The organism is Ruegeria halocynthiae (genome assembly GCF_900106805.1).
Taxonomy (GTDB): domain Bacteria; phylum Pseudomonadota; class Alphaproteobacteria; order Rhodobacterales; family Rhodobacteraceae; genus Ruegeria; species Ruegeria halocynthiae.
Window position 1 is genome coordinate 641,045 of sequence record NZ_FNNP01000001.1, and the last position, 12,879, is coordinate 653,923.

A 12,879-nucleotide genomic window follows, 5' to 3' on the forward strand; every position below is an offset into this window, starting at 1 on the left:
TATTATGCGCCGCCATTATTAGCTGTTTCCACTTCCGGTGAACCGTGCTGCATCAGCCGCGGCGCGCCGGATCGCGTTAGATTTATGGACGGTTTCCATATATTCAGCCTCAGGGTCGCTGTCATAGACCACGCCGCCGCCCGCCTGAATATAGAGCTTGTTGTCCTTCACGATGGCCGTGCGCAGGGCGATGCACATATCCATGTCACCACCCGCGCTGAAATATCCAACGCCGCCGCCATAGATGCCGCGTTTTTCGGGCTCCAACTCGTCGATGATCTCCATTGCGCGAACCTTTGGCGCGCCAGAAACCGTGCCTGCGGGCATCCCGGCAAAGAAGGCATCCAGAGCGTCTTTGTCCGCGGCCAGTTCTCCGATCACATTTGATACGATGTGCATCACGTGGCTATAGCGCTCGATGATGAACTCTTCGGTGGGGCGCACGGTTCCGATCTTTGACACACGACCCGTGTCGTTGCGGCCGAGATCAAGCAGCATGAGGTGCTCGGCCAGTTCCTTTTTGTCGGCCAGTAAATCGACTTCGTTGGCTTTGTCTTCCTCGGGCGTCGCGCCACGCGGACGGGTGCCTGCGATGGGGCGGATCGTGACCTCATCACCGAACACACGCACGAGGATTTCCGGGCTCGCGCCCACAACCTGAAAACCGCCGAAGTTGAAATAGAACATGAATGGTGACGGATTCGTACGCCGCAGCGAGCGGTAGAGCGCAAACGGCGGTTGCGGAAAATCCTGTGTCCAGCGTTGGGCCGGGACGACCTGAAAGATGTCGCCCGCGCGGATATATTCCTTGGCCTTTTCAACAGCTTGCATATAGCCCGATTTGGTGAAGTTGGATACCGGAGTTCCAACTTCAATCGCATCGCCCAGATCACGTGTTTCTGCGGGCATTGCGCGTTCCAGATCGCGAACGGCGTCCATAACGCGTTCGGCGGCTTGCGCATACGCGGCCTTGGCGGATTGCCCATCGCTGACCCATGCGGGGGACACCACGGTGACCTCGCCTTTGACGCCATCCAGCACGGCGATGACCGAAGGCCGCAGCATGATCGCATCGGGCAGGCCCAGCGGGTCAGGGTTCACATCCGGCAGGTATTCTACCAGTCGCACCATGTCATAGCCCAGATACCCAAACAGCCCGGCAGCAGCTTGCGGCAGATCATCGGGTAGCGCGATGCGACTTTCGGCGAGCAGGGCGCGCAGATTATCCATCGGGTTGCCGTCTTGCGGCTGGAACGCGTCGGCATCAAACCGGGCCGATCGGTTCAGGGCAGATGTTTCGCCGTGGCAACGCCAGACCAGATCGGGCTTCATGCCAATGATCGAATAGCGCCCGCGTACTTCGCCGCCGGTTACCGACTCGAGCATAAAGGCGTCTTTCTGTGCGCCCGTCAGTTTGAGCATAAGGGACACTGGCGTATCCAGATCGGCGGCAAGCCGGGTGTAGACGACCTGGTTTTCACCCGCGTCATAGGCGCGTGCGAAGGTTTCGAATTCCGGGGTCAGGGCCATGTGCTGTCTCTTTAGTAGCTTGCCCGTACCGCGTTCAGCGCTTGCTGATCCAGCACAGGGCGCGCGCGTGTCCGGGCGTTGCGCACATAGATATCGAAGATGTTCTGTGCCAACGCCTGATCAAGCTGCGCGGCCAGAGCATCCTGCATCTGACGTTGTTCGTCGGTTTCGGCCGGTGGCAGTTCTTCTTCCAGACGAACGATCAGCGCAGTGCCGTTTCCTGGGATGACGCGCAACTCACCTGGTTCCAGCTCAAAAACCTGCGTCATGAAATCTACTGGAGCATCCTCAAGGAACGCGGTTCGCGTCAGTGCATTTTCGACCCGGAAGGGCAGGCCTGTTGCAGTGAAATCGCCATCGGTCGCCAGCTGGGTCAGAACTGAGTTGGCTTGATTTTGCAGCGCCTTCGCGGTCTCTGCCCGTGTCCAAGCTGTGGCAACACGCGCCTGTGCGCTTTCCAATGGTTCCGGGCGTGGCTCCAGTACCTCGTTCAGGCGCAAGGCAAAGATCGAACCGTCCTCAAGAAATGCGACTTCGGGGAAATCACCCTCTTGCACAGCTTCGGCGACAGAGCGAAAGCCGTCATATGCGGCAACGCCATCGTCGTTCTGCTGGGTCCAGTCGATCTGGCCCAGTTCCAATTCGGTCTCACCGACCAGTTCTTCCAGCGTCGCGCCGCCGGCTAGCAAGTCGTTGATGTCTTCGGCCTGCGCTTCGATTTGGCGACGCGCGCGGTCTGCGGCGAGTTCTTCACGCAACTCGGGCTCGGCGTCTTCAAAGCTTACGTTATTCTCGGCAAGCGACCCGTTGATACGGAACAAGGCTGGGCCAAATACCGAAGGAAGCGGGCCAACTACATCGTCGATCTCGGCTGCGAAAACAGCATCGGCGGCATCGCCCAGGTCTTCGCGCGTGACGTCACCCAGATCAACGTCGCTCAGCTCAAGCTCCCGATCGCGGACCAATTGTTCGAAATCCGCTCCGCCGACCTCTAACTGAGCCAACGCTTCAGTCGCGGCTTCTTCGTTGGGATAGGTCAGGCGTTCGACCAAACGGCGTTCGGGCTGAAAGTACTGTTCGGCACGCTGATCGTAGAGGCGGCGCAATGAGTCTTCATCGACCTCAATCGTATCAAGCAGCATCTCTGGCGACAAAATAGCGTATGTTAGTTGCTTGGTGCGGGGCAGGGTGAACTGATCAGTGTTTTCATCATAGAAAGTCTGGATTTGATCTTCTGTCGGTTCTGCCACTGGGGACTCCAAGGCGTCGGCGGACAGGGTTGCAACGGTAAAGCTGCGGCGGGCGAGCACAAAGCTCGACAATGCGTCGGTCAGTGTGCGCGGCATTTCAACACCACCCATCACCGCGCCCTGTACGATCGTGCGGGCTGATTCCTTTCGCAAATCCGATTCGAACTCGGTATCGGACATGCCGACTTGTTCCAGTTGAAAGCGATATGCCTCGCGGTCGAAGGTGCCATCCACGCCCTGAAAGGCCGGAATTTGGACGATTTCGTTTTGCAGGTTTTCATCCCCGATCGAGATGCCAAGCTGCCCGACCTCATTATCGAGCGCTGCCAGAGCGATCAGGCGGGACAAGGCCAGTTGGTCAAGGCCAATATCATGGGCTTGCGAAATCTGCATTGGCTGTCCGGTTTGCGCCTCAACCGCGCGGATTTCGCGTTGAAGTTCGCGAAAGTAGGCATCGACCGTTACGCTTTCATCACCGACCTGCGCAACCGTACGCACGGTTCCGGTCAGGCTGGTGGCGCCAAAGCCCGCAAGGCCCAGCATCAGAAGGCCCATAAGAATCCAGACAAAGGTTTTGGATAGGTTTTTCATGCCTGCGGCCATGGTGCCCTCTTGGTTTTGTCGGCAAGTGTCTGCCCTGTCGGTTGCGGCCCTGAATACGATGCGTGCAGCCGAGGGGCAAGCTTAGAAGGACAGGGCCTGCAATCGGTCGAACAACTGCGCGATTCCAGCGCGGTCGAGATTGGCGAATGCGATGCGAACCTGCCGCTTTCCTGCCGGATCTTCTGAGGGCGTGAACATAGTGCCCGGCAACAGCAGAATACCTGCCTCGGGCACCAATTGCCGTGCCAGATCGTCTGAAGCGATCTCAAACGGGTGTTCAAGATAAGCGAAATAGGCACCCAACCCCAGCAAGCGCCAGCCTTTTGCCTCTAGCCGTGGCATTCCTTCTGCAATTGCGGCCCGGCGGTCGAGAATTTCATCCCTTTCGCCTGCAACCCACTGGGTCAGGTTTTGCATTCCCCATAAAGCGGCAAACTGGCCGATCTGGCCAGGGCAGATCGCAACAGTATCCAGAAATTTCTCAATTTCAGACAGAAGCGGTGAACCGGCGGCAATCGCGCCGACACGGTGCCCGGTTAGTCGGTAGGCTTTCGAGAACGAGTAGAGATGTATAAAGGTATCGTCCCAATCCGCCTGTTGGAACAATTCATGTGGAGCACCGGATCGGCTGTCGAAATCGCGATAAGTTTCATCAACGAGCAGACGAATCCCCGTTTCCCGCGCCAGATCATAAAAGCGATGCACCAGATCCGAAGGGTATTCGACGCCGCCGGGATTGTTCGGCGTGACCAATGCAATGGCCCGCGTGTTTTCGTTGATAAGCGTGCGAGCTTTCTCGGGGTCTGGTAGTAAATCATCGCCAGCAGGCAGATCGATAGCTTTAACACCAGCCATATCAAGCCACATTTTGTGGTTGAAGTACCACGGCGTTGGCAGGATCACCTCATCACCTTGATCAGTGATTGCCGAGATCACGGCCGAAAAAGCCTGATTACAGCCTGAGGTGATCGCGACCTGATCCGCCGAAACCTCTGCTGCATAATGGGCACTGATCTGAATAGCTAACTCGGACCGCAGGTCGTTGTTACCCAGAACCGGGCCATAAAGATGGGCGCTGTCCTGTTCGATTGCGAACTCGGCCATCGCCTGCCGCAGAGCCAATGGAGGAGGATCAACTGGTGCGGCCTGGCTAACATTGATCAGCGGACGGTCGGCAGTAAAAACAACCCCATCAAGCCAGCGCCGCGCCTCCATCACCGGAGGGGCAAAGGTGGCGTTGGTTCGAGTTGCTTTCATGGAAAGTCCGTGTTTTCAGCGTCCAAGCAAAAAGGCTTGATCAGTCTGTGCCTCTGTAGGGCTCGACATATTGCAACGCCATGTCCCATGGGAAGAAGATCCAGGTGTCCTGGCTGACCTCGGTGATGAAAGTATCCACCAGCGGGCGGCCTTTGGGTTTGGCGTATACGGTTGCAAAATGCGCATTGGGATACATCTCGCGGACCAGTTCCAGTGTTTTGCCACTGTCGACCAGATCGTCAATGATCAGGATGCCGGTTCCATCGCCCATCAGTTCGGCATTTGGGGCTTTGAGTACCTCAGCCTCACCCTGTGACTGGTGGTGATAGGATCTCACGCTTACAGTGTCGACCGTACGGATATCCAGTTCACGGCTGACGATCATCGCAGGGGCCATGCCGCCGCGGGTGATCGCCACGACTGCGCGCCATGCGCCATCGTCGGGCCCTTGTCCATCCAGACGCCAAGCCAATGCGCGCGAGTCGCGATGGATCTGATCCCAGCTGATATGGAATCCTTTTTCGTGCGGCAGACGGTCCTTAGCGCTCATGCTTTCTTATCCCTTTTCAACGTCCGGCGCATCGACGGCTTTCATTCCGACGATGTGATATCCCGAATCCACGTGCAGATTCTCTCCGGTCACGCCACTGCTGAGATCGGACAGCAGATATAGTGCCGATTTGCCAACATCATCAATGGTCACGTTCCGGCGCAGGGGCGAGTTATACTCGTTCCACTTCATGATATAGCGGAAATCGCCGATGCCGCTGGCGGCGAGCGTCTTGATCGGGCCTGCTGAAATCGAATTGACACGGATACCGTCCTTGCCCAGATCTTCGGCCAGGTATTTCACGGACGCCTCAAGCGCTGCTTTGGCGACACCCATCACATTATAGTGCGGCATGACCTGTTCGGCGCCGTAATAGGTGAGGGTGACTGCGCTGCCGCCTTCGTTCATCATCTTTTCCGCGCGCTGCATGACGGCTGTGAACGAATAAACCGAGACATCCATGGTTAGATTGAAATTTGCGCGTGAAGTATCGACATAGCGACCACGCAGTTCGTTCTTATCCGAAAAGCCGATGGCGTGAACAACGAAGTCCAGTTTGCCCCATTTCTGTTCGAGCGCAGCAAACAGCACGTTGATCGAATCTTCGTTACTGACATCGCAGGGAAGCACGATTTCGCTGCCCAGTTGCGCGGCCAGAGGATCGACGCGTTTCTTCAGTGCGTCTCCTTGATAAGAGAAAGCCAGCTCTGCCCCGGCGTCGGACAGGGCGCGGGCAATCCCCCAAGCGATTGATTTGTCATTGGCCAGTCCCATGATGAGGCCGCGTTTTCCGGCCATCAACTGATTTGACATCTTCGGTTCTCCGCCTGTCGTCGCATTGTGTTGGGTTGGTTTATGCCATTGATTGTCCTGCGGCAAGGCCATGTGCTCTTGCCCGCAGCGGGTTCTCGCCTTAGGGTCGGGTTAATTATTTCCAGGGGATGGAAATGAACGAGCATAGTGGCATCTTTGCCGGGTCCGATCCGTTTGAAATCGCGGGGCGGTGGCTGGCTGAGGCTGAAAAGACCGAACCGAATGACCCTAACGCGATTGCTTTGGCAACCGTGGATTCAGATGGTTTGCCAAATGCTCGCATGGTATTGCTGAAAGAGATCGAAAAAGACGCGTTTGTCTTTTACACGAACTATCAAAGTGCCAAGGCGCAGGAGCTGGATAGCGCCCATAAAGCAGCCTTTGTGATGCATTGGAAATCTTTGCGGCGTCAAATCCGTGTTCGTGGTATAATTACCAAAGAAGAAGGGCCGCAGGCGGACGAATACTATGCATCACGTTCGCTAAAAAGCCGTCTGGGCGCCTGGGCATCGCACCAGTCGCAACCTTTGGATAGCCGAGCGTCCCTGATGGCTGAAGTGGCCAAGGTGACAGCCAAGCTTGGCACCAATCCGCCTCGGCCTGAGTTTTGGGGAGGGTATCGGATTTCGCCGGTCGAGGTAGAATTTTGGGCTGATGGTGCCTTTAGGTTGCATGACAGGTTTCAGTGGAAAAGGTCCAGCGCCGATTCCGACTGGCAAGTGCAGAGGTTGAATCCATGACGCTCGCGTATCGTGAAATGCAAATGGTTGCAAATAAAAGCTTTTTTCAGCTTGAATTTGCGGGCCAATGCCATAAACAACAGACCCTTAACGACTTGCGTATCATCGTAATGGGAAAACAGTGCCAGAAGATTTGAACAGCATGTATCGCGTCCGAGGACACGTAAAATGGTTCGATCCCGCGAAGGGATACGGATTTGTTGTGTCCGACGAAGGCGGTCCGGACATTCTACTGCATGTCAACGTGCTGCGGAACTTCGGGCAAAGCTCGGTCGCGGATGGCGCGGGCATAGAGATTATGACCCACAAAACCGACCGTGGTGTTCAGGCGGTCGAGGTGGTCAGCGTCGACCCGCCCGAACGGGCGGAAACGATGATGCTGGCCGATTTCGCCGAGCTTGATCCAGCTGTAATTGGCAGCGCCCCGCTGGAGGCTGCGCGCGTCAAATGGTTCGACAAGGGCAAGGGGTTCGGTTTTGCCAATGTCTTCGGCAGCAGCGAAGACGTGTTCTTGCATATCGAGGTTTTGCGCCGCTCGGGCCTGGCTGATCTGCAACCGGGCGAGGCGTTGGCCATGCGGGTGATCGATGGCAAGAGAGGCCGGATGGCTGCGCAAGTTCTGGCTTGGGAATCCGCTCTGAACAACTAGGTTCCGAATGATGAGAACAGCATTAGTATTGGTGATCCTGACACTGTTGTCCGGCGGGGTCGCACAGGCTGAATGCCGTCTGGATCGCGTCGAACTGCGGAATGATCTGGCACAGATTCGTTTCGACATCGAACTGGCATTGACCCACGAAGATCGATCCCGCGGTTTGATGTTCCGCGAAAGTATGCCCGGCAGGTCAGGGATGTTGTTCGTTTTTGATCCCCCGCAGCCTGTGGCGTTCTGGATGAAGAATACTCTGATTCCACTTGATATGATTTTTGTAGATCGCGCAGGTACGGTGACACGTGTGCATGAGGGCGCGATCCCGGGTGATCTGAGCCCGATCGAGGGTGGCGATTCGGTCTATGCGGTTCTGGAAATCAACGCAGGGCTTGCCGAGCGCTATGGTATTCGAGCCGGAACGCAGATGCGCCATGAAGTTTTTTCGCAAGGGCCCGCTATTTGGCCCTGTTAGGGCTTTTCAAATCAGATTGGCACGTTTAGGAAGGCGCACGGTCCGGGGCGTGGCGCAGTCTGGTAGCGCACCTGTTTTGGGTACAGGGGGTCGTAGGTTCGAATCCTGCCGCCCCGACCATTTCCTCTCTACACCGGTGTCCCACCATAATCGGTGTAGAGTCTGGAAAAATCCCTGTCCAATTGCTCGCTTTCGATGGGTATCCGCAGAGTGGACCCATTTTTCTGCGGCACCAGAAAAAACAGTTCTGCATCGACGCGATATCCCGCCTGATTCTTTGTTGATTTCAGCTGCGTCACAATTTGCGGAAGGTTTTGTGGATATCCGTCAAAACTGAGAATCAGATAGGCTGTTGCCTCGGGCGAAAGGGTCTCGCGGCATTCAAAACTGCCTGCTGCGGTCTTGATGTATTTGTCACCGGGGCCGGCGCAGTCTGTCTTGAAGGAATTGAACAGATTCTGCGGGTATCCTGTGAATTGCGCACTGCGAGACGCAGGAGGGCTTTCCTGTGATGTGCAAGACACGATCACGACCAGAATAGTTAACAATGAAAACAAACGCATGTTGAACAGAATTCCCATCCAGAAATGTCGTGGCATTCCAATTATGACATGCGCTGCATCGTCGTGACGATGATTCTCTGAAAGGGTCCTTAACGTTAGCCCAGTTGATCAATTGCTTCTAACTGTGGCGGAAAAAAAGAGAATTCACGGTGGCCCTTTTGTAGACCGCTGCGGTGCAGCCCTAAACTTGTCAGATCGGGAATCGCGATCTGGCGGAAATCCGCCGGAATTCTAAATCGGGTCAAGCTAAAAGATTCCCTAATTGGCTGAAAAAGCCCGTTGACCAACTATGGAAATATACGCCAGATTGTATGGGCCGAATGACGAGCCACTAAATCTGGTAGACAATGACCGGAAAGGGGCATCGGGCTAGGGACGGAAAGCAAACCAGTAAGACGTGAACCCGTAATTACGGTTCCGCGCTGCTGCGGGCAGCGCCCGGTCGCTTTCGTCTTGATTTTAACGGCAATGTGGGCGGCACCCCACGTTATCTGAGATTGGTGCCGAGAATAAAGATTTGGACAGATCGAAGCTGGGGCAGCGGATATGAAGATTGAAAGAAAATTCACCAAACCGGGACAGGATGCATATGACGATCTGGACTTTGTGTCTGCGACGTCTGAAATCCGTAATCCCGATGGGACCATCGTATTCCGCCTGGACGAGATTGAGGTTCCCGCAAAGTGGAGCCAGGTTGCCAGCGATGTCATCGCACAGAAGTATTTCCGCAAAGCTGGCGTCCCGTCCAAGCTGAAGAAAGTCAAAGAGAAAGACGTTCCTGAGTTCCTGTGGCGTTCAGTTCCTGCGGAAGATGCAGAATTTGATGGCGAGGCGTCTTCCAAGCAGGTGTTTGACCGTTTGGCTGGTGCCTGGGCTTATTGGGGCTGGAAGGGCGGATACTTCTCGACCGAGGAAGATGCGCGCGCCTATTTTGACGAGATGCGCTATATGCTGGCGACCCAGCGCGCGGCTCCGAACTCGCCGCAATGGTTTAACACTGGCCTGCACTGGGCCTATGGAATCGACGGTCCTGCACAGGGGCACCACTATGTAGATTACAAAACCGGCAAGCTGACCAAATCGAAATCCGCCTACGAACATCCGCAGCCGCACGCGTGCTTCATTCAGTCGGTCGATGATGATCTGGTGAACGAAGGCGGCATTATGGACCTGTGGGTGCGTGAGGCGCGCCTGTTCAAATACGGCTCGGGCACCGGCACCAATTTCAGCCATTTGCGTGCAGAGGGCGAAGCGCTTTCGGGTGGCGGCAAATCCTCGGGCCTGATGGGCTTTCTCAAGATCGGCGACCGCGCCGCTGGCGCGATCAAATCAGGCGGCACAACCCGTCGAGCAGCAAAGATGGTAATCGTCGATGCTGATCACCCTGACATCGAGAAATTCATCGAATGGAAGGTGATCGAAGAGCAGAAGGTGGCCTCGATCGTTGCCGGATCGAAGATGCACGAAAAGATGCTGAACGGCATTTTCGAGGCCATCCGCACATGGGACGGAACGCAGGACGACGCGTATGACCCCATGAAGAATGACGCCCTTAAAGCCGCCGTTCGCGAGGCGAAAAAGGTTGCGATCCCAGAAACTTACATCAAGCGCGTTCTGGATTATGCCAAACAGGGCCATGACAGCATCGAATTCCCGACCTACGACACAGATTGGGATTCGGAAGCCTACAGCTCGGTTTCGGGCCAGAATTCAAACAACTCGATCCGTGTGACGAATGCGTTCCTGACGGCTGTTGAAAAAGACGCCGATTGGGAGTTGATCAATCGTAAGGATGGCAAGGTTGCCCGGACCGTAAAGGCGCGGGATCTGTGGGAAAAGGTCGGCCACGCGGCATGGGCCTGTGCCGATCCGGGGATCCAGTTCCACGACACTGTCAACGAATGGCACACGTGCCCCAAAGACGGTGAGATTCGCGGCTCGAACCCGTGCTCGGAATATATGTTCCTTGATGATACGGCCTGTAATCTGGCGTCGATGAATCTGCTGACATTCCTGAAGGATGATGAATTCCAGGCGGCGGACTATATGCACGCCTCGCGCCTGTGGACTCTGACACTGGAAATTTCAGTGACGATGGCGCAGTTCCCGTCGAAGGAAATCGCGCAACTGTCCTATGACTTCCGCACCTTGGGTCTGGGCTATGCCAATATCGGCGGTCTGCTGATGAACATGGGCTACAGCTACGACTCGGACGAGGGCCGGGCGATCTGTGGCGCACTGACTGCGATCATGACAGGCGTGGCCTATGCGACCTCGGCTGAGATCGCTGGCGAACTTGGCCCATTCAAAGGCTATGAGCGCAATGCAGACCATATGCTGCGGGTCATCCGGAACCACCGCCGTGCGTCGCAGGGCGTGACCGACGGATACGAGAAGCTGGCCGTAAAGCCCGTGCCTCTGGATCACGGCAACTGCCCGGACAAGCGTTTGGTTGATCTGGCTATGTCGGCCTGGGATGAGGCGCTGAGTCTTGGCGAAAAGAATGGCTACCGCAACGCGCAGGCCACAGTGATCGCCCCGACCGGCACCATCGGTCTGGTGATGGATTGCGATACCACCGGGATCGAGCCTGATTTTGCATTGGTGAAGTTCAAAAAGCTGGCCGGCGGTGGCTACTTCAAGATCATCAACCGCTCGGTTCCTGCGGCGTTGGAAAAGCAGGGCTATTCCTCGTCTCAGATTGAAGAGATCGTTGGATATGCGGTTGGTCACGGCACCATCGGCAACGCGCCGGGCATCAACCATACTTCGCTGACGGGCCATGGTTTTGGTCCGAACGAGCTGGCCAAAGTGGATGCTGCATTGGAAAGCGCCTTCGACATCCGGTTCGTCTTCAACCAGTGGACGCTGGGCGAAGAGTTCTGCACCGGCGTTCTAGGCATCCCGGCGACCAAATTGAGCGACCCGACGTTCGACCTGCTGCGCCATCTTGGCTTTACCAAAGCGGATATTGACGCGGCCAACGATCACGTTTGTGGAACCATGACGCTGGAAGGGGCGCCGCATCTGAAAGAAGAGCACTATTCGATCTTCGATTGCGCCAACCCGTGCGGCAAAAAGGGCAAGCGTTTCCTTGAGGTCAATAGCCACATTACCATGATGGCAGCGGCGCAAAGCTTCATCTCTGGCGCGATCTCGAAAACGATCAATATGCCGAATGATGCAACCATCGAGGATTGCCAGAAGGCATACGAACTGTCGTGGTCGCTGGGTGTGAAGGCCAACGCCCTGTATCGTGATGGCTCGAAACTGTCGCAGCCACTGGCGGCGGCACTGGTTGAAGATGACGACGAAGCGGCGGAAGTGCTGGAAAGCGGATCGCCTCAGGAAAAAGCCCTCGTTCTCGCCGAGAAGGTGATCGAAAAGGTTGTGGTCAAAGAAATCATCCGCAGCCACCGCGAGAAACTGCCGCATCGCCGCAAGGGATATACCCAAAAGGCAATCGTCGGGGGCCACAAGGTCTATCTGCGCACAGGTGAATTCGAAGACGGCCAATTGGGTGAGATCTTCATCGACATGCACAAGGAAGGCGCTGGCTTCCGGGCGATGATGAACAACTTTGCCATCGCGGTGTCTGTTGGCCTGCAATATGGTGTGCCGCTGGAAGAATTCGTGGATGCCTTCACCTTCACCAAGTTCGAACCGGCTGGGATGGTGCAGGGCAACGACTCGATCAAGAATGCGACGTCGATCCTGGATTACATCTTCCGCGAGTTGGCCGTGTCCTACCTTGATCGCACCGATCTGGCCCATGTGAAACCCGAAGGCGCAAGCTTTGACGATTTGGGGCGTGGTGAAGAGGACGGTCTGTCAAACGTCTCGGAGATCAGTGACAGTGCCGCAACCAAGTCTTTGGAAGTGCTGAAACAAATCAGCTCGACTGGCTATCTTCGTAAGCGTTTGCCTCAGGATCTGATGGTGTTCAATGGGGGTCAGTCTGACACGACCGGAATGGCAGAAACCGCGGCGCCGTTCGAAGCGCCCGCCGAAACTGCAGTGGCAACCGGAATGGACGCCCGCATCAAAGCGAAGATGCAAGGTTATGAAGGTGACCCCTGCGGAGAATGCGGAAACTACACGCTGGTGCGCAATGGCACCTGCATGAAATGCAACACCTGCGGTTCCACAAGCGGGTGTAGCTGAGTTAAACGCCCCGGCAAACCGGGGTGCAGGGGTCGGATGCTGCCGCAGTAACCGGCCCCGACGAATACGGAGCAAGGCGCTGAGACTTACCTTCAATGCCTTGATCCACTCGGCCGACATGCCCGTGTTGGCCGGGAACAGGGTGGGGCGGAATATTTGCTCTTTCCCACTCTCTCACGGGGCGGGTGCGCTCGCCCCATGCGCAGTCCAGGCCGCAGGCAAAAAAATACCGGGCGGTCAACGAAATGAGCCTGGAGGGCGAAACTGACAGGGGGCTTCGGCCCC

10 protein-coding genes and 1 tRNA gene are annotated in these 12,879 nt (G+C 56.2%); 5 read left to right on the forward strand and 6 right to left on the reverse strand.

The window, feature by feature from the left end; genetic code table 11:
• Window positions 1-18: 18 nt before the first annotated feature.
• From trpE to fabI, 5 genes are all read right to left on the reverse strand, one after another.
• Window positions 19-1,530: an anthranilate synthase component I gene (trpE, locus tag BLU89_RS03280; RefSeq protein WP_074734431.1), complete on the reverse strand. Its 1,512-nt coding sequence runs from the start codon at window positions 1,528-1,530 to the stop codon at window positions 19-21.
• Between the two features lie 11 nt (window positions 1,531-1,541).
• Window positions 1,542-3,383 carry a peptidyl-prolyl cis-trans isomerase gene (locus BLU89_RS03285; protein ID WP_074734433.1) on the reverse strand — a complete coding sequence of 614 codons (1,842 nt, stop codon included), beginning with the start codon at window positions 3,381-3,383 and terminating at the stop codon, window positions 1,542-1,544.
• Window positions 3,384-3,464: 81 nt separating this feature from the next.
• Window positions 3,465-4,640, reverse strand: a complete 1,176-nt coding sequence (locus BLU89_RS03290; RefSeq protein WP_074734434.1) for an aminotransferase — start codon at window positions 4,638-4,640, stop codon at window positions 3,465-3,467.
• Between the two features lie 40 nt (window positions 4,641-4,680).
• Window positions 4,681-5,190, reverse strand: a complete 510-nt coding sequence (gene gpt / locus BLU89_RS03295) for a xanthine phosphoribosyltransferase (protein WP_074734436.1) — start codon at window positions 5,188-5,190, stop codon at window positions 4,681-4,683.
• A 6-nt stretch (window positions 5,191-5,196) separates the two neighbouring features.
• A complete protein-coding gene (gene fabI / locus BLU89_RS03300; protein WP_074736353.1) occupies window positions 5,197-6,003 on the reverse strand; it encodes an enoyl-ACP reductase FabI in 807 nt (268 codons plus the stop codon).
• A 134-nt stretch (window positions 6,004-6,137) separates the two neighbouring features.
• On the opposite strand from fabI, the gene pdxH reads away from it, so the two are divergent.
• From pdxH to BLU89_RS03320, 4 genes are all read left to right on the forward strand, one after another.
• The gene (pdxH, locus tag BLU89_RS03305; protein ID WP_074736351.1) at window positions 6,138-6,743 is read left to right on the forward strand and encodes a pyridoxamine 5'-phosphate oxidase; all 606 of its coding nucleotides are present in this window, start codon (window positions 6,138-6,140) and stop codon (window positions 6,741-6,743) included.
• Window positions 6,744-6,864: 121 nt separating this feature from the next.
• Complete coding sequence (locus BLU89_RS03310) at window positions 6,865-7,392, forward strand: cold-shock protein (RefSeq protein WP_074734438.1); 528 nt, start codon at window positions 6,865-6,867, stop codon at window positions 7,390-7,392.
• Window positions 7,393-7,399: 7 nt separating this feature from the next.
• Entirely contained in the window at window positions 7,400-7,867 is a 468-nt protein-coding gene (locus BLU89_RS03315) for a DUF192 domain-containing protein (protein ID WP_074734439.1), read from the forward strand.
• 43 nt (window positions 7,868-7,910) lie between these two features.
• Window positions 7,911-7,987 (forward strand) — tRNA-Pro (locus tag BLU89_RS03320).
• Window positions 7,988-7,995: 8 nt separating this feature from the next.
• Here BLU89_RS03320 and BLU89_RS03325 read toward each other — a convergent pair.
• Window positions 7,996-8,448: a hypothetical protein gene (locus BLU89_RS03325; RefSeq protein ID WP_245709652.1), complete on the reverse strand. Its 453-nt coding sequence runs from the start codon at window positions 8,446-8,448 to the stop codon at window positions 7,996-7,998.
• A 528-nt stretch (window positions 8,449-8,976) separates the two neighbouring features.
• On the opposite strand from BLU89_RS03325, the gene BLU89_RS03330 reads away from it, so the two are divergent.
• Window positions 8,977-12,594 carry a vitamin B12-dependent ribonucleotide reductase gene (locus BLU89_RS03330; protein WP_074734442.1) on the forward strand — a complete coding sequence of 1,206 codons (3,618 nt, stop codon included), beginning with the start codon at window positions 8,977-8,979 and terminating at the stop codon, window positions 12,592-12,594.
• Window positions 12,595-12,879: the final 285 nt, after the last annotated feature.

Bases quoted from the DNA above. Each gene is read 5' to 3' on its own strand.
- fabI (WP_074736353.1), bottom strand. From the start codon at position 6,003: ATGTCAAATCAGTTGATGGCCGGAAAACGCGGCCTCATCATGGGACTG.
- BLU89_RS03285 (WP_074734433.1), bottom strand. From the start codon at position 3,383: ATGGCCGCAGGCATGAAAAACCTATCCAAAACCTTTGTCTGGATTCTT.
- BLU89_RS03315 (WP_074734439.1), top strand. From the start codon at position 7,400: ATGATGAGAACAGCATTAGTATTGGTGATCCTGACACTGTTGTCCGGC.
- BLU89_RS03290 (WP_074734434.1), bottom strand. From the start codon at position 4,640: ATGAAAGCAACTCGAACCAACGCCACCTTTGCCCCTCCGGTGATGGAG.
- trpE (WP_074734431.1), bottom strand. From the start codon at position 1,530: ATGGCCCTGACCCCGGAATTCGAAACCTTCGCACGCGCCTATGACGCG.
- BLU89_RS03325 (WP_245709652.1), bottom strand. From the start codon at position 8,448: ATGGGAATTCTGTTCAACATGCGTTTGTTTTCATTGTTAACTATTCTG.
- BLU89_RS03330 (WP_074734442.1), top strand. From the start codon at position 8,977: ATGAAGATTGAAAGAAAATTCACCAAACCGGGACAGGATGCATATGAC.
- gpt (WP_074734436.1), bottom strand. From the start codon at position 5,190: ATGAGCGCTAAGGACCGTCTGCCGCACGAAAAAGGATTCCATATCAGC.
- pdxH (WP_074736351.1), top strand. From the start codon at position 6,138: ATGAACGAGCATAGTGGCATCTTTGCCGGGTCCGATCCGTTTGAAATC.